21 protein-coding genes are annotated in these 23,572 nt (G+C 48.1%); 9 read left to right on the plus strand and 12 right to left on the minus strand.

Annotation, left to right across the window (positions count from 1 at the left end):
• Window positions 1–35: 35 nt before the first annotated feature.
• The 6 genes from HMPREF0860_RS12560 to HMPREF0860_RS14250 all read left to right on the plus strand — a co-directional run bounded on the left by HMPREF0860_RS12560 (window position 36) and on the right by HMPREF0860_RS14250 (window position 5,486).
• Window positions 36–689: a response regulator transcription factor gene (locus HMPREF0860_RS12560; RefSeq protein WP_021330692.1), complete on the plus strand. Its 654-nt coding sequence runs from the start codon at window positions 36–38 to the stop codon at window positions 687–689.
• Window positions 690–745: 56 nt separating this feature from the next.
• Complete coding sequence (locus HMPREF0860_RS12565; protein ID WP_021495842.1) at window positions 746–1,282, plus strand: hypothetical protein; 537 nt, start codon at window positions 746–748, stop codon at window positions 1,280–1,282.
• Window positions 1,279–2,166, plus strand: a complete 888-nt coding sequence (locus HMPREF0860_RS12570) for a sensor histidine kinase (protein WP_021330753.1) — start codon at window positions 1,279–1,281, stop codon at window positions 2,164–2,166. Before HMPREF0860_RS12565 ends, HMPREF0860_RS12570 begins: the two co-directional genes overlap by 4 nt.
• Before the next feature lie 212 nt (window positions 2,167–2,378).
• Window positions 2,379–3,002, plus strand: a complete 624-nt coding sequence (locus HMPREF0860_RS12575; protein WP_021330646.1) for a hypothetical protein — start codon at window positions 2,379–2,381, stop codon at window positions 3,000–3,002.
• A 27-nt stretch (window positions 3,003–3,029) separates the two neighbouring features.
• The gene (locus HMPREF0860_RS13460; RefSeq protein WP_021495852.1) at window positions 3,030–5,117 is read left to right on the plus strand and encodes an SUMF1/EgtB/PvdO family nonheme iron enzyme; all 2,088 of its coding nucleotides are present in this window, start codon (window positions 3,030–3,032) and stop codon (window positions 5,115–5,117) included.
• A gap of 210 nt (window positions 5,118–5,327) precedes the next feature.
• On the plus strand, window positions 5,328–5,486 hold the full coding sequence (locus HMPREF0860_RS14250; protein WP_269208046.1) for a type II toxin-antitoxin system RelB/DinJ family antitoxin: 159 nt from the start codon (window positions 5,328–5,330) through the stop codon (window positions 5,484–5,486).
• A gap of 175 nt (window positions 5,487–5,661) precedes the next feature.
• Here the strand turns inward: HMPREF0860_RS14250 and add are convergent, their stop codons facing one another.
• Both add and pepF read right to left on the minus strand, forming a co-directional pair.
• A complete protein-coding gene (add, locus tag HMPREF0860_RS12585) occupies window positions 5,662–6,693 on the minus strand; it encodes an adenosine deaminase (protein WP_021330732.1) in 1,032 nt (343 codons plus the stop codon).
• A gap of 61 nt (window positions 6,694–6,754) precedes the next feature.
• Window positions 6,755–8,557, minus strand: coding sequence for an oligoendopeptidase F (gene pepF, locus HMPREF0860_RS12590; RefSeq protein WP_038081383.1), 1,803 nt, complete (start codon window positions 8,555–8,557; stop codon window positions 6,755–6,757).
• Window positions 8,558–8,704: 147 nt separating this feature from the next.
• Between pepF and HMPREF0860_RS12595 the strand changes: the two genes are divergently transcribed.
• On the plus strand, window positions 8,705–9,313 hold the full coding sequence (locus tag HMPREF0860_RS12595) for a response regulator (protein ID WP_021330846.1): 609 nt from the start codon (window positions 8,705–8,707) through the stop codon (window positions 9,311–9,313).
• Window positions 9,314–9,449: 136 nt separating this feature from the next.
• Here the strand turns inward: HMPREF0860_RS12595 and sppA are convergent, their stop codons facing one another.
• Genes sppA through HMPREF0860_RS12610 form a run of 3 tightly spaced genes read right to left on the minus strand, consistent with a single transcriptional unit; the run spans window position 9,450 to window position 11,977 of the window.
• Window positions 9,450–10,415: a signal peptide peptidase SppA gene (gene sppA, locus HMPREF0860_RS12600; protein WP_021330750.1), complete on the minus strand. Its 966-nt coding sequence runs from the start codon at window positions 10,413–10,415 to the stop codon at window positions 9,450–9,452.
• Window positions 10,402–11,163 (minus strand): DUF975 family protein, encoded by a 762-nt coding sequence (locus HMPREF0860_RS12605; RefSeq protein WP_021495854.1) that lies wholly within the window; start codon window positions 11,161–11,163, stop codon window positions 10,402–10,404. The genes sppA and HMPREF0860_RS12605 overlap by 14 nt, the downstream gene beginning before the upstream one ends.
• 43 nt (window positions 11,164–11,206) lie before the next feature.
• A complete protein-coding gene (locus HMPREF0860_RS12610) occupies window positions 11,207–11,977 on the minus strand; it encodes a CYTH domain-containing protein (RefSeq protein WP_021495840.1) in 771 nt (256 codons plus the stop codon).
• Window positions 11,978–12,116: 139 nt separating this feature from the next.
• Between HMPREF0860_RS12610 and HMPREF0860_RS12615 the strand changes: the two genes are divergently transcribed.
• The gene (locus HMPREF0860_RS12615) at window positions 12,117–13,142 is read left to right on the plus strand and encodes a tRNA-dihydrouridine synthase family protein (RefSeq protein WP_021495856.1); all 1,026 of its coding nucleotides are present in this window, start codon (window positions 12,117–12,119) and stop codon (window positions 13,140–13,142) included.
• 82 nt (window positions 13,143–13,224) lie between these two features.
• Here the strand turns inward: HMPREF0860_RS12615 and HMPREF0860_RS12620 are convergent, their stop codons facing one another.
• The 5 genes from HMPREF0860_RS12620 to HMPREF0860_RS12640 form a co-directional block, all read right to left on the minus strand.
• On the minus strand, window positions 13,225–14,187 hold the full coding sequence (locus HMPREF0860_RS12620) for an SPOR domain-containing protein (protein WP_021330668.1): 963 nt from the start codon (window positions 14,185–14,187) through the stop codon (window positions 13,225–13,227).
• A 168-nt stretch (window positions 14,188–14,355) separates the two neighbouring features.
• Window positions 14,356–14,967, minus strand: a complete 612-nt coding sequence (gene coaE / locus HMPREF0860_RS12625; RefSeq protein WP_021330842.1) for a dephospho-CoA kinase — start codon at window positions 14,965–14,967, stop codon at window positions 14,356–14,358.
• On the minus strand, window positions 14,964–17,771 hold the full coding sequence (polA, locus tag HMPREF0860_RS12630; RefSeq protein ID WP_021330758.1) for a DNA polymerase I: 2,808 nt from the start codon (window positions 17,769–17,771) through the stop codon (window positions 14,964–14,966). Before polA ends, coaE begins: the two co-directional genes overlap by 4 nt.
• Before the next feature lie 37 nt (window positions 17,772–17,808).
• Window positions 17,809–18,636 carry a rhamnulose-1-phosphate aldolase gene (gene rhaD, locus HMPREF0860_RS12635; RefSeq protein WP_021330777.1) on the minus strand — a complete coding sequence of 276 codons (828 nt, stop codon included), beginning with the start codon at window positions 18,634–18,636 and terminating at the stop codon, window positions 17,809–17,811.
• A gap of 5 nt (window positions 18,637–18,641) precedes the next feature.
• Window positions 18,642–20,174, minus strand: a complete 1,533-nt coding sequence (locus tag HMPREF0860_RS12640; protein WP_021495839.1) for an FGGY family carbohydrate kinase — start codon at window positions 20,172–20,174, stop codon at window positions 18,642–18,644.
• Window positions 20,175–20,272: 98 nt separating this feature from the next.
• Here HMPREF0860_RS12640 and HMPREF0860_RS12645 point away from each other — a divergent pair, with 98 nt between their 5' ends.
• The gene (locus HMPREF0860_RS12645) at window positions 20,273–21,133 is read left to right on the plus strand and encodes a helix-turn-helix domain-containing protein (protein WP_217995448.1); all 861 of its coding nucleotides are present in this window, start codon (window positions 20,273–20,275) and stop codon (window positions 21,131–21,133) included.
• A gap of 17 nt (window positions 21,134–21,150) precedes the next feature.
• Here HMPREF0860_RS12645 and HMPREF0860_RS12650 read toward each other — a convergent pair whose 3' ends face one another.
• A complete protein-coding gene (locus tag HMPREF0860_RS12650) occupies window positions 21,151–21,993 on the minus strand; it encodes an L-ribulose-5-phosphate 3-epimerase (RefSeq protein WP_021330804.1) in 843 nt (280 codons plus the stop codon).
• Between the two features lie 27 nt (window positions 21,994–22,020).
• A complete protein-coding gene (locus tag HMPREF0860_RS12655) occupies window positions 22,021–23,532 on the minus strand; it encodes an FGGY-family carbohydrate kinase (protein ID WP_021495835.1) in 1,512 nt (503 codons plus the stop codon).
• Window positions 23,533–23,572: the final 40 nt, after the last annotated feature.

The raw sequence follows: 23,572 nt of genomic DNA on the forward strand, positions 1-23,572 counted from the left end.
TGTAAACCGCCGTTTTTTTCATATAAAATACAATCATGATTCCGAATATAATTCTTTGCCATGACCATGCTCTGTTGAGAAACGGAATAAAAAGCTGGATAGAAACTCATTCACAATACAAAGTTACGCATGAAGCGGGAACTTGGGCGGAATGCGAAAAAATCATCGAAGCGTTTCGCTCGTCCGGCTCTCCGAACAACCATATCGCCGTCGTAGATATTTCGTTCAAAGCCGAATATTCGCCGGCAGCCCACGAAGAAAATTGCGGTTTTGAAATAATCCGCCGTTTTACCGCACTCGGCGTTCCATGCATCGCGTATTCAAGTCATGATTCGGGAGGATTCGTAGAACACGCCGTAAGTTCTGCCGTCGGGGCAAAAGGCTTTGTTTCAAAAAATGCGGATGAAGAAATTTTGCTTGCAGCGATTCGTGCGGTGTCCGACGGAAAAACATACATTCAGGCGGAACTTGTAACAGGCCTTTTGGAAGTAAACTGCATAAGTCGGACGTTTACCAAAAAAGAAAAACTCCTTTCGGATGCTCTGACGATCCATAACACAAACGCCGAAGTTGCCGCCGCGCTCGGCATCACGGAAAAGACCGTTGTAAATTATCTTACAATTTTGTATGACAAAGCGGGGGTAAAAAACAAACTTGAATTCTTGGAAAAAATGGGACGGTTAAATTGAACGTCCGAGTGAAAACATTTTATAAAACGGCATTTCTTTGCTCGGCGGCACTTGCTTTGAACATTGCAGCTTTCTTACTCGTCACTTATTTGCGGCTTCCCGTTTTTATGGACACGATTTTTACGGTCGCTCTCGTTTTTTATGCGGGGCTTGTGCCGGCTCTGATCGTCGCAGCTCTCTATAATCCGATTATGACGATTTTACTGTGTGTGATCTATGGAACGGAAATTTTTTATTTTGATTTTTTGTATGCAATCTGCGGAATCCTGATAGTCATTTCGACTTGGATTTTCAGCCGAAACAAAAAAGAATTCTTTTTCAGTCATACCGTTACGGTTTTATACCTTTTGATTATCGCGTTCGTTTCCGCTTTTTTAACCAGTTTTTCCGCAAGCGCGCTGAACACGTTTATTCGTCCGCTTTTCGGAAACTTGTCGCGGTTTTCCGCAATCGACGATTTTTACATCGCATTCCAAAATTTAAAATTCGGAATATTCCTTTCATATCTTTTGCCGCGTATTCCGATCATCGTGCTGGACAGGCTGATTTCCACTTTTTTAGGCTACGGAATATATAGAGTAATTGAACTATGAACGAACAGCAATTACAGGATTTACTTTCTACCTTAAACCTCTACACATCGTTTTTTTTCCTTTTGATCGTACTCTGTTTTACCTCTTTTGTCGCAGTTCTTTTTATTTTGATCCGCAATATTAAGAACCGCAAAAAATTACAAAAAAACCGGGAATTTATTTCGGAAATAATTCAGACGCAGGAAGCGGAGCGAAACCGTATAAGCCGGGAACTTCACGATACGGTAAGCCAAAACATAAAAACCCTTCTTCTGAAAGAAAAAGAACTTTCGGCGGTTTTAAGCGATTCCGATTCCAAAGGCGATGAGATACAATTCAAAATCGAAAAAATCATCAGTCTTGAAAAACAAAATCAAAAGCAGCTCAGAACGATCATTCGAAACCTTGCAGTTCCGGCTGTCGGCAACATTCCTTTTAAAACCGTCATAAACGATTTGTGCGAGCAGTTCAAAGAGCAAAGCGGCATAGACTGCTCGTTTTTTGTTTCTCCCGACGTTGGGCTTGACGATTTTTCAAAAGAGCAAAAACATCACATTTTGCGGATAATTCAGGAAGCCTTGAACAATGCACAAACGCACGCAAAAGCAAGCGAGACAAGTATTGTCATAAGAAAAGGCCGCAGTGAAAACCGCCGTTCCGAGCCGGTTTCGGAAAAACAGTTGCAGGCCGGCGAAGATTTTATTTGCATAATGATTTTTGACGACGGGCAGGGCTTTGCCGGTGCCGCGCAAATTGAAAGCGGACGATATTCGCAAAACCACTTCGGCATGAGCGGAATGGAAATGCGTGCAAAACTTTTGGGCGGTTCTCTCGTTGTGCAAAGCACTGCGGAAGCCGGAACGGAAGTGAGGCTTGAGATTCCGGTACGTAATTGCGGCTCATGAAGGTTTAAATTGAACGTCTGAAATGGCGCCGTTCAATCTAATTCAGTCATATATCCCGAAATCTTGACATTTCCATTTGTCCCGACTTTTTCGGGAGTAAACTCCCTATTATGTAAGTAAAAGCAAGTGTAAAATCAATGTAAACAATAAAATTGTCGCAGGTTTTTTTGTTTGAAAGATATTTCAGGTTAAAGCTGTCGATAGGAGGTCGTATGATAAAAATTAATGTTTCTGAAGGAAATGCTAAAAAGTTGGTTGAAGAACTCATCGGAAAAATTTCAGAAATGGGATTGTATACGATGCAAAAAAATGATCTCAATGATTATTTATTGTTTCTTCTTGATAAATACAGTGAAGAGCACTTTTTGGAAAAATTTTCAAATTTTGATAATGCGAAAATGTTTAAGGTTTCAGAAGCCAAACTTAAAAATTCCAAATTGAACATCGATTTAAAATTCAGGGAAGGAAACGATTACCTGACGGAAATAAAAAAATTCCTCGCAAATCTTAACGCAGACAATTTTAGGCTCAATCACAGTGGAGACGCCTATATATTTGTCTTAGACAATAAATATACACGCATGTGCATAGAAAATGTGTTGAAAAAGTCAGGAAATACGCTGAACTACAGTTTTAATCCGGAAAGAGTTGAGATGAATAAAGATGTTTTACACAGTTTTCTTAAAGAGTTCAGAAAAGAACTCGGAGATAGCGTAAAAACCGAAGAAGCAAAGGATGCGTTTGAAAAATTGGCAGTGTCACTTGCAGATAAAATTCTTCCAATAAAGGATATGATCACGCCGATTCGCAATTTTGCAAAAGCGATAAAAAACTAAGTCAAATAAACTTACCGAGGAGGAACTATGAGAACCTGTTTAAGAAAAATCGGAATAGTGGCGGCGATTGCCGTAATCTGGATTGCGGGATGCAAAAACACCGTAGAGGTAGAAAAAGAGAAGTCTTATGCGTCAGCCGTAACCTTCAAGGCAGAAGATGCCGGGAAAGCCGGTGTAAAAATCACAATGGCAACCGCAACGGAAGGGGCGTCGATTTTCTATACGACGGATGGCAAGGAGCCGAACGCAAAAAGCGTAAAATACAGCGCACCGTTGACATTTGACAAAGACGTGGAAATAAAGGCGATCGCCGTAAAGGACGGTATTGAAAACAGTCCTGTTTCCGTGGGAAAAGTTTCCATAAAGACAAAGACCGTGGAAGTAGACGAGACTGCGCCTGCCGCCGTTACAAACCTTACGGCGACGGCAAAAGACAGCCGAGTGCTTCTTACCTGGACGGACGCTTCTGACAGTGACATCTACGGCTACGAAGTAAGCTACAGCGGAAGCGCCCCGATAAACCGGGCTGCACTTCCCGCGCTGAACGTTAAAAGCATGATGGCAGCTCAAGGTGCCGGCGGCTGCTATGTCTCGGGTCTTACGAACGGCACGGAGTACACGTTCACCGTAAGGACAATGGACACAAGCGGAAACAAGAGCGGGGGCGTAACGGTAAAGGCAACGCCGGTCGCCGTCAGCGCGAATTCACCGATGACGATCGCTTTGAGCGTCCCGGATGCCGCCACGAACACAAGCCTTGATGTAAAGGTAGAGGTAACGACAGCCGCCGAACTGAAGAAGGTCGTGTACAAAAAGAACGGAAGCGTGAACGCGAAAACGCTCCTTTCAGACACAGGTGCAGAGGACGTTACGGGAAGCGTCAAATCAAACGGCAAGTTCACCGTCACGGCGGCAAGCGAAGCCGAAGGAAACGGAACGTACACGGTTGCGGTTCTTGACGAATCGGGACGAGAGGAGACGGAGCAGATTACCATAGGTAAATTTGACTTTACGCCGCCTTCCAAAGTAAAAAATGTTTTGGCAGTATATTCAAACACGCACAATGAGATAATCCTGAACTGGACAAACCCTAGCGAAAGCGACTTTGATCATGTGGAAATCTCGTATACGATGAACGACGGAACGACAGACTCCGCAAGGTCGCAAGCGGAAAGCGTAAAAGGCGCAACCAAGACATTCACAGGAATCGACGGAACAAAGGCATACTACACCTACTACATAGCGAGCGCTGACAAACTCGGAAACAAGAGCGCGGAAGTTAAGCATAAGGTAGGCGTAAATACCTCAGTCAACAACATCCCCGAAGGCTTCGTGAAAGTTCCCGACACTTTAATTACAGGAATGGAAAGCTGGACACCTAGTTCAGAAGTATTTGTGAACGGACGATCTTTTGAGATAAAATCCTTTTACATGAGCGACCACGAGGTTACGAGGGCGGAGTACAAGGCGCGCATAGAGAGCGACCCGAGCACGGATGACGCTTACGATAAGGACGGCAACAAACTTACGGGAGACGCAGCCGGCAAGAATCCTGTAAACAAGGTCTCTTGGTATGACGCGATCGTATACTGCAACAGGCTTTCCATCAATGAAAACCTTACCCCCTGCTATAAAATCGACGGTTCGACGAATCCTAACGACTGGGGTACAGTTCCGAGTTCAGACGACTCTACATGGAACGCCGCTACATGCGACTTCGATGCGGACGGATACCGGCTTCCGACGGAAGCGGAATGGGAGTGGGCTGCCCGCAGCGGAGAGAACTACACTTACGCCGGAAGCGACAATATAGATGAAGTGGCATGGTATGACTCGAACACGAACGGAACCAGGGACGTGAAGACAAAGAAAAAGAACGGCTACGGACTGTACGACATGAGCGGGAACGTGAGTGAATGGTGCTGGGACCGGTACGGAAGCATAACAAGTTCTACGCCCGCCGCGGGCTCGGCGTGGGGTTCTGGCCGCTGTCGACGTGGCGGTTCTTGGAATGACAGCGCCAGCTACGCGCAGGTTGCTGACCGGTACTACAGCTACCCGGACAACCGCTACTACATCTACTGTGGGTTCCGCCTGGTTCGCAACGCCGACTAGCGTCGGCCGGTTCTGCAAGGAAATTATTAAGGCAACTCGAAAAACTGGCCATGAACGACTTTTTCACCCTTCCGCATTCTGCGGAAGGGCGAAGCCGCGCGGTAACCGGCCGGCGGTGAAAATTGGTCTTACGGATACAATTTGCTCTACTGCCCGCATACGGGTTATTGAAGATTGGGTAAAAGAATGAAAACTTAAAAAGGACGTACGATAAATACGGCACTTGTTCAAGTCAGAGTTGATGAAGCTCTAAAAGATGAAGTTACTGATATCTATAATCATTACGGACTGGATTTACCGACAGCTATCAGGATTTTTTTCAAGAAAAGTATTGCTGTGGGAGGATTACCGTTTGATCTTCGAATATAGTAAAAGAATACTATGAAGTTTTAAGAAGAGAAAAATTAAATTAATACTTAAAGTAATCTTTCAAAAAAATAAATTTAACGACAAAACAAAGGTATTCCGATCGGACCTTTTGATACACAGATTGCCGCTCTAGCTTCGTTCACCGACGTTCAACTTAATAATTATTAATCGTATTTTACTCTGCAGGCGCGAAAGCTTTCCACGCGGCGTTTACTTCGCGAATGTAGGACTTTTTCGCGGTATCGGAGAGGAAAGACGCGTTGAAGCCGTTGCAGATGAGGCGCTTGATTTCAGGAAGCGTAAAGTGCAGCTTCTTATAGCACTTCCAATATTCTTCGATGAGATTCGTTTTGAAAAAGAGCGGATCGTCGGTATTTACGGTGACGAAGATGTTTTCGTCGTACATACGGCGGATCGGATGGTTTTCGACGGTATCGATAAAGCGCTTCGTAAATACATTGCTCGTGATGCACACTTCGAGCGGCAGCTGCGTTTCGGCAAGGTAGTCCATGAGTTTGGGATCCTGCACCGATGTGATGCCGTGTCCGATGCGTTCGGCGCGGAGAAATTTGATCGTGTCCCACACGGATTCCGGTCCGACGTCTTCGCCCGCGTGTGCGACTGCATGAAAGCCGTCCGCGTGCGCACGCGAAAATACGGGTTCGAAATTTTTTGCAGGGCCCTTTTGTTCGGCTCCTCCGAGTCCGATGCCGATGATGTCTTTACACGGGTATTGCTTGAGCAGTTCGTAATTTTTCATCGCGTTGTCGCAGCCGAATGTCCGCGATACGTCGAGCAGGAGTTTTATGACGATGTTGTGCTTTTCTTTGATCTCCGCGATTTTTTCGGAAAAGAGCGAAATCATTTCGCCGTAGTCGAATCCTTTTTTTAAAAACGCGGAAGGCGCGAAAAAGGCTTCGCAGTAAACGATATTGTTTTTGGCAAGGTATTTTCCGAAGTCGTCGAAAACGTATTTGAAATCGGAAACCGATTGAAAAAGATCCTGTACGGCGAGAAAGGCTTTGATAAAGCCGTTGAGATTATCGTATGAAAAGAGTTCGGCTTCGTCCGCAGAGCTCATCTTTTTTCCGAAGCGCCGCTCGTACAATTTTTCGATCGTACGAAACGACATGACGGCTTCGATGTGGATGTGTATTTCCGCTTTCGGTATCTTTGCCAAAAAAGAGTAAAACTCGGTTTCTTTCAATTATAATCTCCGTAAGATTTTCCGCAAAAAATCCGACTTTATATATATCGGCACATTTTCGCTAAATCTTAAGCAGGGCCGAAAGCTCTTTTACGATACGTGCGAATACGGCGCACGCGTCTTCGATCGGCTTGCTTTCGCTCATGTCGACGCCTGCGATTTTGAGCGATTCGATCGGGTAGTGGGAGCCTCCCGATTTCAAAAAGCTGAAATAATCGTCGCGCTCGGTTTTGCCTCCGTTCAATACGCGCTCGGCAAGCGCAAGCGATGCCGAAATCCCCGTTGCGTATTTGTATACGTAAAATGCGCTGTAAAAATGCGGGATACGCAAACCTTCCATATCGCTGTTTGTTTCAAACCGCATTTCGCTTCCGAAATACTCTTCGAGAAGCGATCGATAGGTTTTACGAAGCAGTTCCGCCGAAAGCGGCTCTCCCGCCTCGACGAATTCGTGCGCTTTCAGTTCGTATTCGGCAAACATCGTCTGGCGGTACAGCGTCGCGAGTATGTCGCCCGCATGAGTTGCGAGGAGATAGGCTTTCATATCGTCGGTTTCGGCTCGTTTTAAAAGATAGCGGAACACGAGTTCTTCGTTGAATGTCGATGCGACTTCGGCTTCGAAAATCGTGTAGTTGTACTGCATATAGGGATTCGCGTGTACCGAATACCACGTGTGCATCGAATGTCCGCCTTCATGCGCCATCGTAAACACGTCGCGGATGACGTCGTCTTTGTAGTTGAGCAGGATAAACGGATTTCCCGTGTATACGCCGCTTGAAAACGCGCCGCTTCTCTTTCCTTTGTTTTCATAGCGGTCGACCCAGCCGCCGAGAAGTCCGCTGCAGAGCCGGTCGGTGTATTCGCTTCCGAGAGGAGAAAGCGCTTCGCGGCATATTTCGACCGCTTTTTCGTAACTCGTGTTCGTGCGCACGTTTTTGACGAGCGGCACGTATACGTCCCAGTGGCGCAGTTCGGAAAGATGAAGCGCTTTTTTTCTGAGCGCGTAATACTCGTGAAGCGCGGGAAGATTTTTATGCACGGTGTCGATGAGATTGCGGTAGACGCTTACGGGCACATTGTCGGGATAGAGCGCTTTTTCGAGGCAGGACGCATAGCCTCGCGCACGCATCGAAAACACGTCCTGATTGACGCTCCCCGAATAGAGGGATGCGAGCGTGTGCTCGTAAGCTTCGAAAGTGCCGTAGAATTTTTTATATGCGTTTTCGCGGACGCTCCGATCGGGATTGTCCATAAACACGCTCCACGTCGACTGCGTCAAAGGCTTCTCTTCGCCGCCGACCGTCACCGTGCCGAAGCGCAGATCCGCGTCGGTAAACACGGTAAAAGCTTTGTGTGCGGCGGATGCGCTTTCGCTTTGCAGCGACATGATGCGCTCTTCTTTTTCGCTTAAAATATAACGCTTCATACGGAGCAGTTTCGACAAAAAGACGCGGTAATCGCGGAAAGCGTCCTCTTCCATCCAAGCCCGTATCTTTTCATCGGGGATCGATTGGACTTCGGGATTGAAAAAACTCGTTGCCGCGAGGTATTTCGTGTACGCCATACGAGCGCGCCCTTCTTTGTTTTGAGCGGCGGAGTCGGTTTCATCTGCGGTCAGCTGCAGGCTCGCGTAATTGAAAACGGCTTCGAGTTTTTTGTCGGCAGCTTCGTACGCTTTGAGCGCCGAAAGCAGCGTTTTATCGGATTCGGAAAGCCTGCCTTTGTACGCGGCGGCTTTTTCGGTGAGCGTTTCGATTTCCGAGAGCGCTTTTTCCCAATCGCCGTCCGATGCGAACAGCGACGATAAATCCCATTTGTCCGAAGAGGGAACGTCTTTTCGAAGCGGAACTGAATGCTGTGTCATACCGTCATTATAGCGCATATCGCCTTTTTTTACACCCGTGATAACGCCTGTCGACAGTGCGTTGTACGGTAATTGCTCTTTCCGACGCGATCCGCTATACTATAAATCCATTATTAAATCTATTATTGAAAACACGGATATGAGTCTATGGCGAAAAAAATCGAAAAGCCGGTGATATATTCCGCCCTTGAAGTTGCGAATATCTGCGGCGTTGTAAATCAAACGGCGATCAACTGGATAAACAGCGGCTATCTCAAAGCGTTCAAAACGCCCGGCGGTCAGTACCGCGTGTACCCCGACGATCTTGCGGATTTTATGAGCGAGCGCAATATGCACATCCCGATGAGACTGCTCAGCGCGTGTACGAATCGCGCGGCATACAATTCTTCGACGCTGCTCGTCATCGACGACGACAAAACGTTTAATACGCTCGTCGCTGAATTTCTTCGCGACCGTTTTCCGGAGCTTGAGATAATTCAAGCCTTTGACGGCTTCGATGCGGGCGTGCAGCTTTTTTCGAAAAAACCCCGATGTATCGTTTTGGATCTCAATCTTCCCGGTGTCGACGGGTTCGAGCTTTGCCGCAAAATCAACGCCGACAATTCATACGGAAAACCCGCCGTCATCGTCGTAACCGCGCTGGAAAGCAAAGAAGATGAAAACCGCATCGTCGATCTCGGCATCGAAAAGTTTTTCCGCAAACCGCTGAAACTCGAATTGCTCGCCGACGCGGTCGACCGCGTATTCAAAGATTGATACAAGGCTTTATAAGGGCGGCTTTTTGCGATTACATCGCAAAAAACAGGCTTTTCGGGGTTCCGCCTTTCGGCTTCATTCCTGCGCTCGCTTTATGCTCGCTTCGGAACTTTCGCCCCTCCAATCCTTGCCGCATTTACTTTCGATAAATATACGCCGGATATGAAATGCCGAGCATGAGTTCGCTTCGGATGGCATCGGGGATGAGCGCGTCGGTTTTTCCCGCTTTGCTCACCGCTTCCGAAAGCCTTTCCAAAAGCGATTCTTTTTTTTCGTAGCGGTACGTCGTTACGACGCTTTCATCGTCATCGAGTTCTTTTCGAAGAGACGAGAGCGCATCTTCCCACGTTCCGATTTCATCGATGAGTCCGTTTTTTTTCGCTTGAGAAGCGGTATAGATGCGGCCGTCGGCAAGTTTTTTCACTTCTCCGATTTTCATGCCGCGGCTTTTTGCGACGATGGCGGTAAACTGTTCGTACGCTTCGTCCGCGATCGACTGCATGATAGCCCTCTGTTCGTCGGTGAGCGGCGAGTTGATGTTGAGCATGTTTTTGTTTTTTCCCGCAGTGATCGTTTCCACTTTGACGCCGAGTTTTTTAAGCAGTTCGGTCATATCGACCGATTGACTTGCGATAACGCCGATTGAGCCGGTGAGCGTATTGCGGTTTGCGTATATCGTTTCCGCTGCGCACGAAATATAATAACCGCCGGAAGCTGCGAGCGTCGTCATATACGCATAGACGGGGCGGCCGGTGTGCTCCGTATAATCGCACAGTGCAAGATACACTTCGTCCGATTCGTAGACGCCGCCTCCGGGAGAATCGACGGTCAGCAAAATCGCTTTGTTTTTTTCGTCGTCTTTAAGCGAATGAATTGTGTCGATAAGCCACTCGTGATTGTATGTTTTGTTTTCCGGTTCGATGACACCTTCGATGTACAGCGACGCGATGTAATTTTTCCGAACGATGAAATTGTTAAAAAATCCCGTGCTGCCGTCGTAGCGAGAACTGTCCGTCGCGATCGTGTAGGCGCCGATTCCCGCCGCGATGAGTAAAATGACGACGAATACGGCGATGCCGCCGCGTTTTTTATTGTTTGCCATAGCGTTCTCCGTCAAAATCTCCGATATCTTCGAGCGTAACGACGCCCGTTTCGAGCGCGCGTTTCATGAGCCCGTGGTATGCGTTTATGTATGTCATCGTTTGATACGGCACAATCCACAGTGATGCGATGCCGAAAGTAAAAATGCACAGCAGATTCCAACCCACAAAACTCAAATGCAGGACAAATAAATCCGCTTTGTATCCCTGCGTAATTTTTTTGCTGATATCGAGCGCTTGTGTTACCGGCACGTGAGGAAATTCGGCGACGATATAATCCGTCTGCGAGTAGGCTATGGCTTTGACAATACCGGGGATAATAAAGACGAGCGTCCATAAATACGTCCAAAGCCGTCTCCACAGAGCAGCTCCGATCGCACGGAGCCAGTGCGTAAAGCCTGCAAAAAAATCTCCGAACGATACGGGATCCGGGGTTCTCGACATTTTTAAATAGACGCAGTATTGTGCGATCGTACAGACGGCCGTTACAAAAAATACGATCCAATTTAAAAACGAATCGAGCGGTGCCGACTTTTGATATTTGCGCACGATTTGGAGGAGTGCGTTTTGATTAGCCGATACAGCGGATGCTTGCAAAATTTCACTGTACATCGCGATCGACGTTTTAATTGACGGAAGCGATAAAAGCAGTACGACGAGCGTCGAGATGAGTATCATGAAAACGGGCACAGTCCGCCGTTTTTTCAATTGGATGCGTGCGAACGATTTGTATTTTTTTCTGTCGAACATAATTTCTGCCTCCTGATGATGATAAACGATAATACACCTTTCTTCAACCGACGTGTGCGACCGTCCGCGATTTGTCATCGTTTGCCGCCTGCGATTTATTGTCGTTTGCCGCCTGCGATTTATTGTCGTTTGCCGTGTGCGGCTTGCGAGTACCGGTATCCGTAGTTTTCCGCTCATTCGCTTCGTCGAGCATATCGCTGTAATAGCGGCTTTCGATCGCGCTTTCGTCGATACTGCAGTGTTTGAAAATAGACAGGAGCGCGCGTTTCGCGTCTTCCGTATGCGCATCGTCTTTTGCGAACACTTCGATTTCGAGAAAGTCTCCGAGCGGCGGCACGGTACACAGCTCGATGTGTGCCGCTCCCGCCTCCGTTTCGGCATACCACTCTTTAATAATTTTTTCTTTTATGTGCGAAATACTGCCGCCCGCATCTTTGATAAACGATTCGATCGCATCCGTTTCGGAGAGCGTACATTCTTTTTCGTCGTTCACTTCAATTGCGATGCCGTCGGCATCTTTACGCAATTCTTTTCGCTTGTACGTAAACGTGATTTTCGGTTCGCCCGTTTTTTCGTACACCGTTTTCCGTATGCGGCAGCCGATATGGGTCTGCACTTCTGTGTTTTCAGAATGAGCTTTTGCGTCAGCGCGCTTCGAGGATGCCGCCTCCGTGCCGGTCGGCACGCAAGCGAGGGGCAGCCGGTAATAGGTATCGCGTTTTGTGAGCGCGCCTATATATTCGGCAAAAGAATCGAGTGTGCGGGCGACTGCACGGCTGTCTTCGACATGCGCTTTCAGTTCGATTTCGTACATAGCGCATTGTAGCACGGGAGCCCCTTTTGCAAAAGCGCCCGCATTGTCCGCGGCACTTGCAACGGGCGCTGAGCGCGAAGTTTTCCGCGTCGATTGCAGCGAGCTTTTACCGATTTTTAATACGTGATATAGTAGCGCTATGAAATTGATCTGCGCGCCCGTCGCGACGGTTACGCATGCGGCGTTCCGCTCCATCGTCGACCGCTTCGGCGGCTGCGACGAATATTATTCCGAAATGATAAACGCGGCTACCTTCGTAAACGGCGGCCCTTTTGAAAAATACTATGTCATTCCCGATCCTGCGCCTGAAAAAACGGTGTGGCAGATCACCGGACGGAAAGCCGAACACCTTGCGGAAGCCGCTTCCATGCTCGCCGAGCTTCCGGGAATCGGGATCGATATCAATATGGGATGCTCGGCTCCGGACATCGTTAAAAGCGGTGCGGGTGCGGCGTGGCTTTCGAAAGATGCTTCCGAAACTCGCGCTATGGTGCGGAGCGTAAAAGATGCGCTTTCGCCTTCGGGAAAGAGGCTTTCGGTAAAGCTCCGCCTCGGCGACGAGCACTTTACCGACGAGCGTTTTTTTTCGTTGTGCGATATGCTCGTTTCCGAAGGCGTAACGCTTTTTGCATTGCATCCGCGCACGAGCAAAGAAAAATACCGCTCGCCTCTCAGATGGGAATACGTCGAACGCCTTGCCCTGCGATATGCGAAAGAAGGGGTTTCCGTCGTTTTGAACGGCGGCGTGCACGATGTGCCGTCGATGCACGATGCCCTGCGCACCTCTCCTCACGCTTCGGGCATTATGATCGCGCGGGGAGGGATCGAAAAACCCTGGCTTTTTGCCGAACTTGCAGCGGATTTGCGGCACGAAAGCTTCGATGCGGTGATCGACCGCGAAAAGCTTGCCCTCGATTTTATCGATATGCTTGAAAAATATCAGCCGAAAGAATTTTGGAAAACCCGTATGCAGCGTTTTTTCGCGTATTACTGCCGCGGTTTTTCATTTGCGCACTATTTCCAAACGCGGATGCAAAACGCAAAAGACACCGGCGATGCCCGCGCCCGTATCCGCGATTATTTTCAAAAGCAGGGCGACGACGTATTGCTGTATGTGGGAAACGCAAAGAGCGCTTACGGCGGCAATGCGCTGGTGAGTGATTGATAATTTATGGGCGCAGGCTGTGCGTTCGTATCATGAAATCACGGAAGCCTTTGCTGACGGATTCCGTGTTCAGCGAGGTTCTTCAATCCGTTGCAGAAGAAGTCTGCGTGATATAGCTTTCTCCCGATTTGAAATCGTTTATCTGCGCGACCCGCGTCCGCCAGTATTCGGCTTCGCTTTTCGTCACGTAGGGACCGATCCGAACGCGGTAAAATACTTTTCCTTTACCGTCTTTGTACGTAAACACATCGGCGGGAATTTTGTTTTCGTCGAGAACGCTCCGTGCCGCATCGGCGCCGTTCTTATTTGCAAACGAAGCCGCCTGCACCCAATACTGCGTTTTTCCTGCACTCGTTTTTGCTTTCGGTTTTGCCGCGGTATTTTTCTGTGCCGTTTTCGGAGAAACGGTATTTTTCGATGCGGGAGTTTTTGTCGCAGCGCTTTTCGATGAAGCCGTTTTCGGTTCGGATGACGGTTTTTTCGCAGGAGCTTTTACCGCCGCGCTTCGAGATTCCGCTGCGGAATATTGCGTTTGTTCGCTCTGCGGGGTGCGGGGTGTTTGTCTTGCAGTCTCCATCGATTTGGCGCTCGTTTCGTTTTTCGGCGTAACGGTATCGCTCGGAAAAGTGTCGCTCGATCGGAGCGCATTTAAATCGATCAGCGTGGATCCGTCCGGAGCGCTCTGCGTATTTCGGGGATTTTCAATGCCGTATACGGTCGCATTTTGCGCGAAGACGGTCATATCTCCCACCTGCATCGCGTTTCGTTCCGTACTTTGCGTTTCCCCGGCTTCCGATTTTGCCGAATTTTCGGAATCGATTTTATCTGCAGGTACATCGCCTTTAGCTGTTCCGTTTTCGGAAGCGCTGCCGGCAGGAGAAGATGTTCCTGTTGCGACCCAACCGCCCGACGAAGGTTTGGCGATCGGCGCCGTCATTTGTACTTTGTGCGTATCGGGCTTAAAAAGGATGATTGCCGGCAAGAGGACGGCGAGCAAAAATATGCCGACTGCGGCGATGATCCATAAAGTACCTTTTTGTTCCATGATTTTCCCCTGTGAGTATCGGGAACCTCTAAAAACTGCAGTTCTTAGAAGTATACTACTCTACTGTAAATATCGGCACGAGAAAAATATAATTAAGCGATTTATTCGTAAAGAAAACGGCTTGCCCTGCAAACTTGAAGTTAAATTGAACGGCGCTATTTCAGACGTTCAATTTAAACCTTCGATATGCCGCAGCGCTTTTTCCGTATTTCGTTCGAGGGCGGAAAGGGATGAAGCATTGCGCAGCTTGACGATGGGTATACCGGTTTGTTCGTAACTTCGGTACAAGCCGCGCTGGGCACGGAAACGTTTGCAGATCGCGCGTACGGCATCTCCGTCGCGTTTTTTTGCACGTAAAAGGCGTACCAAAAAGGGCGCTTCGACATAGAGGATCGCGCGGCACAAGCGCATGAGAGTCGGCGTTTTATAAAGCACGGCCGCGTTGAGTGCGATGTTTTTCGCCTCATGCGAATCGATTTTTTGCATCGCGCATTTTTCGATTGCGGGATAGACGATCGCTTCCTGTTTTGCAAGCAGCGACGCATCGGAAAAGACGAGCTTTCCGAGCGAGCGCCTGTCGACGCTTCCGTCCTGCCTCACGATATCGATACCGCGTTTTTGTGCGTCCTGCGAAAAGGTACGGATGATTTTATCGGCTTCGCTCTCTATCGCCTCGTGGACGAGGGCGTCCGCGTCGATGCAGAGCCAGCCGCGCTTTTCAAGCAGCTTCGCCGCCGCATTTTTTCCCGCCGCCATGGGGCCCGTAATGCAGATGATCAATGAAAGGTTCCCCAGTTTTTGCCCGCTTCGATCGAAACGCGGAGCGGAACCGAAAGCTTTACCGCGCTTTCCATTTTATTGCGTATCATGTCGATCGTCGCATCGAGGACGGATTTTTCCGACGGGCATTCGAAGATGAGTTCGTCGTGCACTTGGAGCAAAAGGCGTGCGCCGTTTTTTTCTTTTCGGAGCGACGAGTCCACGTCGAGCATCGCCTGTTTTACGATGTCCGCCGCGCTTCCCTGTACGGGCGTATTTACCGCGATGCGTTCGGCCGCAGCTTTTTCCGTTTTGTTTTTCGAATTAATATTGATAATTTTCCGCTTCCGTCCGAAAATCGTTTCGACGTATCCGTGCGTTTCGGCAAACGAAATCGTCGAATCGATAAAACGTCTGATCGACGAATACTGCGTAAAATAATTTTCGATAAACGAAGCGGCCTGCGTTCGTGAAATACCCAAATCGCGCGCGAGTCGGAACGCGCTCATGCCGTAGATGATGCCGAAATTGATCGTCTTTGCGACTCTCCTTTCGTCCGCCGTAACTTTTTCCGGAGGCGTCGAAAATAAAAGTGATGCCGTTGCGCGGTGGATATCGACGCCCTCGCTGAACGCTTTGCACATGTTTTTGTCGCCCGACAGGTGTGCGAGGACGACGAGTTCGATCTGCGAATAGTCTGCCGAAATGAGATGCGTATTCGGCAAAGCGGTAAAAGCTGAGCGGATTCTCCTGCCGTCTTCGTTCCGCACCGGAATGTTTTGCAAGTTCGGATCGCGCGATGAAAGTCGTCCGGTCGCCGTTCCCGTCTGCATATAGTTCGTGTGCAAGCGTTTGTTTTTATCGCAGAGTTTCGGCAGCGCTTCGACGTAGGTCGACTGCAGCTTTGTCTTTTCGCGGTATGTGAGAATTTTTTGCGGCACCGGATGATAAGCCGAAAGTTCTTCGAGCACTGTCGTGTCCGTCGAATAACCGGTTTTCGTCTTTTTGCCGTGCGGCAATTTCAATTCTTCGAATAAAATTTCCTGCAACTGTTTCGGAGAAGCGATATTGAATTCGTGTCCGACGATTTCGTATATTTCTTTTTGCACCGTTTCGATTTCACCGGTGAGTTCGGCGTCGTATTTGTCGAGCGCTTTTGTATTTACGTGGATGCCGCGCAGTTCCATTTCCGCGAGGATCGGAAGCAGCTTCATTTCGACGTCGGTAAATAAATTTAATAATTTATTTTTTTCAAGCCGTTCGCGGAAAAGATGCCAAAGCTGCAGCGTAAAGTCGGCATCTTCGGCACCGTAGTCGGCGGCTTTATCGAGCGGCACATCGGCAAAGCTTCCTCCTTTGGGTACGATATCGTCGTATTCGATTCCCGAAAGCGAGAGATTTTTTTCCGCAAGATATTCGAGCGCGTATGAAGCCCCTCCCGTTTTATCCGGATCGAGCAGCCACGCGGCGACCATCGTGTCGGCGATTTTGCACGAAGGGGCGGGGTAGTCGCCGCCTCCCAGCGCGATGCCGTTCGTGCGAAGCACTTCGTAATCGAATTTGCCGTTGTGCATGACGACGGTGATGTCTTTGTCGGTAAAAAGCCGTGCGATTTGCGCAAGCGCATCCTGCTTTGAAATGAGCGGGCCTGAAAAAAGCGCGTCGGTGAGTACAAGCGGAACGTAGACTGCTTTGCCGGGTATCGTGCACAGCGAAAAGCCGACGAGAGAAGCGCTCATCGTGTCGAGACTGTCCGTTTCGCAGTCGAAAGCGGCACATTTTTCTTTCGATGCGATAATGCCGTCGACGATTTTTTTGAGTTCTTCGATGTCGGTTACGGCGCGGTATTCGCCTTTGTTTTTTGTAAGCGGCTTGAGCATCGGAACTTCTTCCGTATCGGATACCTGTTCGGAAGATTCGTATTGCGCCTTTCCGTTTTCCGCTGCGAGAGCGGCATAGGATTTTGCGACGGTAGGCGCTTCGTAAAATGAAAGCTTTTCCGCGGCGGCATTGAAATCGAACGAAACGGGAGGAATCGCATCTTCGAGGTTTTTTACGCACGGCACGTCGTAACATAATTTTATTAATTTTTGTGAAAAATATGCGTCGTCTTTTCCCGCCCGCAGCTTTTCACCCGCGGCTCCCTTTATTTCATCCGCATGTGCGAAAATGTTATCGAGATTTCCGTACGCGTCGATGTATTTGCACGCGGTTTTCGGCCCGACGCCTTTTACGCCCGGCACGTTGTCCGATGCGTCTCCGATGAGCGAAAGCAGATCGAGCATTTGTTCGGGAAGGACGCCCCATTCGGCTTTAACGCCGTTGGAATCGATCGCTTTCCAAATGAGGGCGGTATCGGGTTTTAAAATCTGCGTCGTGCCGTTTACGAGCTGCATCAAATCTTTGTCGCCCGAAAGGATACGGCATGTACGCCCGCTTGCCGCCGCCTTTGCCGCAACCGTCGCGATGATATCGTCGGCTTCGTAGCCGTCGCACTGCAGGATCGGAATGCCGAGAGATGCGAGAATGTCTTCGATCCACGGGATCTGGGCGTGCAGGTCGTCGGGCGTTTTTGCGCGTGTGGCTTTGTATTCATCGTACATTTCGTGGCGGAACGTCGGCGTGCGCGAATCGAAAGCCGCAGCGATGCAGCGCGGTTTATAGTGCGTAAACACCGCGTGCAGATTTCTGAAAAAACCGAAAAGCGCGGAAATGTTTTCCCCGCGGCTGTTTGTCAGCGGCCGCGAAATAAAGGCAAAATAACAACGGTAGATGAGTCCGTACGAATCGAGGATATAGATGGTGTCGTCGTTGAATTCCTGCATAGCCCCATTTTAGCACGGCGGAAAACGGTTTTCAACATTATTTTTTATATAAAAATTTTTCCGGTAATGTTACGCCGAATTCTTTTGCAAGCTGACGAAAACCTTCGGGTTCGATCGTCTGCGATTTATGCTGCGATATGGAATATACTTTTACCGAAATTTCTGCGGCTTTTTCTATCGTATGCATAAGACCGAACGTCGTGTCGAACGTTTCTCCTGCGCAAAAAATACCGTGGTGCGCCCAAATAGCGGCGTCGTAAGTTTCCATGAGCTTGCTCGTTTCGACGGCTATATCACGACCGCCGGGTACCATCCACGGCACTACGCCGATTCCTGACGGGAATACGACGGGACATTCCGTCGCGCTTTCCCACAGTTCACGGGTGAAAATTTCATCTTTCAGCGGCAGCACGAACGTAAGTGCAATAACGTTTGTACAGTGTGCGTGATAGATGACGCGGTATGCTCCTCCGCTTAACTTTTTTTTCACTTCGTGATTCATCAAATGGGTCGGCAATTCGCTCGTCGGCTTTCCTCCGTTACGGAGTCCCCATACGATGCGGAGATTCTTTCCGGTATCGTCTATTTCGATGATACAGATATTCGCTTCCGGATCAAGCGGTATATTACGCATAAATTTTCCGCTTCCGGTTACGAGAAAATATTCACCTGCGAGTGTGCCGACTTCGCATCCGATCGGGAGCCATGCACCGCCGGTATTGAAAAACGCTTTTACTTCATCGATTTCCTCGCTCTTTATGCGATAAGAAAGATTGCCTCCGTTCCGTTCATGCCATCCTAATTCCCAGCCGTCACTGCAGACGCGGATAAACGATTTAATAAATTCAGCTTCCATTATACTCATACGTGTTACCTCTTGATTTGCGCCGCCGTAAGCCATGCGGCTTTGTATGCTTCATAGTCGTTTATTTCGGTTTTTTTAATAGGCACCTGCTCTATTTTAATAAAATCGCCGAGTTCCGTACAGCTCTTACCGGTAAGCGCCATAAGAGCACTCATAGCGCAGCCTGTTGCGGTAGCTTCTTTCATAGTTGTCAACGCGACGCTGTTCGACGGAAAGATGGAAGAAAGCAACTCATTGTAGAGTCTGTTTTTTCGAAAGCCGCCTTCCGTATATAGAGAGGTTGTATCGGAAAAACCGACGCAGCCGACGCTCGTTTCCGTCTGAATCGCTATGGAAATATCGAGCAGCGCAAAAAAGAGTTTTTCGTTGAAAAAAACTTTCGGAACGGATTTTTCCGACAGCATCTCGTTGAGCGGGTAGAATATACCGTCTTCGTAAATGCCGGCGGCGGAAAGAGGAAAGACGCCTGATTCCGGAAGCACTCCCGGTACAAGGAATACGCGTTTTTCGGAAAGTATTTTCTGTACCGTTTGCATATCGGAAACGGGGAATGCATCCGTTTTATTTATTTTTTGATAAAGCCGTACATACGTGTCGACTTCCATCCCTCCGACAAATATTGCGGTTTTTACAGGCGTATCGAGCGCGCTTCGATTAAAGAATACCGTTTTACCGATGTCATCGGGATTGTAAAAAGATTTTGCGTTTTCCGAAACGTCGGGATGCATGCAGACGCACCATGTTCCCGTCGAGTTGAGAATAAAGTCTTTATCGCTGCCGCGCGCGATATACGGCAAAAGCGATGCATTTGAATCGTGAATACCGGCCGTTACGATTACCGATTCGTCGAGTCCGAGCTCTTTTGCCGTTTGTGCGGAAATACATCCGAGAGAGTTGCATGTCGGTACATATATTTCGGGCATACGGTTTCGTATTTCCAAGCTGTCTACGACACTCGACCACGTATGTTCGTTTTGATTCCATAAATACGAATGGCATGCGAGATATGTCGGTTCATACGCTTTTTTACCGGTAAGCCAAAACGACCAATATTGCGGAAAACCGAGAATTACCGTCGTCCGTGCAAATCGATCGGCAAAATATTTTTGTAAAAATAAAATGCCTTTTGCATAATTCAGTAAAGCCGGAAATTGCGGCGTATATGTTGTTGCCTGCAGCGATTCGGGACTGCCGCATTTTTCATAAAATTCACGATGAAAATCTTCTCCCGGTTCGTAGGTGTAAAAGATACACGGTGCGCATACGGATCCGCGTTCATCGACACAGACAAATGTTGCCCCGTGCGCCGTCACCGATATCGCCCGTACGGGATATTCTTTTGCGAAAAGACGAATGTTTTCAATAAACCATTTTTTCATACCGTCGATATCGTGTGTCGGTATATCGCCGGAGGGGCCTTTTATCATAATCGGAGAGAATTCTTTATATACGGATTCCCGCTGTACGAGGTGTTCATCGTAAACCGCGATTTTTTTATTTGTCATACCGATATCGATAACGATAATCGCCTGCTTCATATTATTCAGTGTAGCGTACCGCAGTTTTTTTTACCTTGACAGAACATTCAGCAACTAGGATAATAACTGCAACTCGGTTTATAAGTCTATGTATGGATATGGAAAGGTTAGTTTCAAAAAAATATTGGACGAGAGAAACGCCGTATCATTTTGAATTCCGTAACCCGCAACCCGCTTTTCCGCTGCATTCGCATGATTTTACTGAAATCGTAATCATCTATAACGGTACCGGACTGCACAGAACTCCGCAGCAATCTTTTAAACTGGAAGCGGGCGATGTCGTGTTTATAAAACCGGGTCAAATACACGGATACGATGCCGTCGATAATCTTGTTTTGATGAATATTTTAATAAAGCCGTCGTTTCTTACCGATAACGTTTTCGGCTTATCAACAGCACCGGGGTATTCCGATTTATTTTTATCGACGGATTCTATAAAGAGTGAGCCGCAGTCCGTTATTCATTTCAGGCTCAACCGTCTGCAATTGTTTGAAGTGCAGGCGATTTTGGAATCGATGCAGGAAGAGATCGACAGTCGGCATCTTTTATGGAATATCGAAAATACGATATACCTTTTTGAGCTGTTTATATTATTGCTCCGTATCTACAACAATCCTGCATATCCGGCGACGACTGAAAAAGATGCGTCTGCCGTTGTAAAATATGTTGAAAAAAATTTTAGAGAAAATTTTACGATAAAGCAGCTTATGGAATGTTTTAATATGTCCGAAAGCACCGTGCTGCGTACGTTCAAGCGCGTTACGGGGTATTCCGCATCCGAATATCAAATGCGCCGGCGCATGCTTGTGGCGATGGATGAACTTGCTTCAACGGATAAGAGCGTTACGCAAATCGCATACGATATGGGGTTCAACGACAGCAATTATTTCAGCCGCAGTTTTCGGCGTTTTACCGGCATCACGCCGACCGCATACCGCAAACGATTTGCAAAAAAATAACCATGCCGCCGTTTTTCTTACATGCCGGCAAAGCCGTCGAGAATTTTTCGTGCAAACGAACTTGCGCCGTTTACCGCCTGCTTCCAATCGTCGTTTCCCGTATACCATAATTCCGTTACATAGCGCCTCACGCCGAGCTGCCATAATTTTTTCAGTATACGTTCAAAATCGACGACGCCGGTACCGAAAGGAACTTCACGATATTTTCCGGGCATCGTTTCTTTGATGTGCGCTGCAACGATATGTCCTTTTCCTTTTTCCATGTCGGCGAGGATATCGCTCTTATACAAGAGAGCCGCATTGTTGAGATTTCCGATATCGGGATAGACGCCGAGGTAGGGAGATGCGATCGGCAAAATACGGCGCATCGCTTTTTCCATCGTATCCATAAAAGGCGTTTCCATCGTTTCGAATGCGAGTATGATACCTTCTTTTGCGGCGACAGCCGTACCGAGTGCGAGGTTTTTGCGGAAACGCTTTTCCGTTTCTTCCGTCGATTGCGCATAATACGTGTCGTACCCTGCCATCTGTATGACAGGGATTCCGGCGATTCGCGCAAAGCGTATCGCTTTTTCGAGTATCTCGAGGCTTTTCGTTTCGTCTTTATCGCCGAGCGCATACCGCCGTTGCCCGCTTAAACAGATCGAACCGAAACCCATCGATTCGCCGTATGCGACGGATACGACATCCCGTATCTGTGCATCGCTCCAATCGAGCCGCGCAAGTTTTTCATCCGTTTCGTCGATACTTATCTCGATGTAATCGTAACCGGCGCTTTTCGCTACCTGAATTTTTTCTTTCCAACCGATGTCTTTCGGCATCGCTTTTTCGTACAATCCGATTTTATACATTCTATCCATAGCGTTTTCCTTATCGCGAAGCGCTGTTCAATCGGCGTTCCAATACCGTTCAAGTCCTTGATAAAATTTTTTATAGGCAGAGAATTTTTTCCGATAAATTGCAGTTTTGTCGCTGCGCGGCAGAACGGTGGTATCTATATGCGTCATAGTTCGAGATGCGCTTGCTATCGTGTCGTTATCTCCGCAGACGACGGATGCCGCCATTGCAGCGCCGAGCGCACCGAGTTCCCGCGCTTTAACCGCTTCGACGGGATACCCCGTTACATCGGCAAACATCTGCGTCCATACGGCGGAATTGGCTGCGCCCCCTGCAAGGCGGATCGAAGCGAAATCGCGCTTGTTATGCAAAAGCTTTTCTATATGCACCATGTGGCTGAATACGATGCCTTCGAATACCGCGCGTATAAAATGCGCTTGCGTGTGATGACTGTCGACACCGATAAAACAAGCTTTTGAATCGGGGTTATAATTCGATCCGTATATAAACGGTAAAAATATGATATCCTGATCTTCCGGTTCAATCGATGCGACAAGATCGTCGCAGTATGCGTATATGCTTTTGCCTTGTGCACTCAGCGCATTTTTTTCGTTTTGCAAAAACCGTGCGATATACCATTCGAGATTTCCCGCCGATGTTGCACTGCTTTCTTCCAATAAATAATAATCGTCGATACAGTAGTTCGAATTCATCATAATGCTGCGGTTTACGATCGGCTGTTTTGCAATATATTCGTTTATGCTCCAGGTTCCCGCTATACAGCAAATATTGTTCGGATCGACGACATTCATTGCGATTGAACATGCGTCTATATCGAACATACCTCCTGCAACGGGAATTCCTTCGGGGAGCAGCGTCAGTTTTGAAACATCCGATGTTATATAACCGCACACATCCGTCGATTTTTTCAGAGGCGGGAGCGCAGCTTCCGTTTCACCTATACCGAACCAATCGAGAATTTCTTTATTAAAATTTCCGGCGCTTACGTCAAGCAGGTTTGAACCGGAATAATCGGTTATTTCGGCGAAAGCTTTCCCCGTAAGACGGTAGCGGATAAAATCTTTTACCGCAAAAATCCATCCTGCCGCGTCATAAGATTTTCGTTCGTATTGTTTGAGCCATGCGAGCAATGCAACCGGTTGGCAGGCGAGTATATTTTGATAATTTCGTTTGAAAACTTTTTCCGCCGTTCCGTCGCGCTGCCATTGACGTACGATAGCTCCCGCTCGCCCGTCTGTAGAAACGATACCGTTTCGTACCGGCGATCCGTCTTTTCTGCAAAGGTACAATCCTTTGCCGTGCCCGCATCCCGCGACGGCCTTTATAGCGGACGGATCTATGTTCGATTTTTCAATCGCTTCTCTGATACACTCGACGTTTGCATGCCACAGCGCATCCATATCCCGTTCCGTTTGCTGAGCACAAGGTGTAATCATTGTAAGCAGACGATGGGCACAAGCGATCTCGTTTCCTTGCGAGTCAAAAAGTACGGCTTTGCAGGATGTGCCGCCGTTATCGATTCCCATGTAGTATGAATTCATTTTTCTCAAATAGACACTGCGTAAAAAGATACGGGGCGAA

The sequence above is a fragment of the Treponema socranskii subsp. socranskii VPI DR56BR1116 = ATCC 35536 genome, assembly GCF_000468115.1.
GTDB lineage: Bacteria > Spirochaetota > Spirochaetia > Treponematales > Treponemataceae > Treponema_D > Treponema_D socranskii.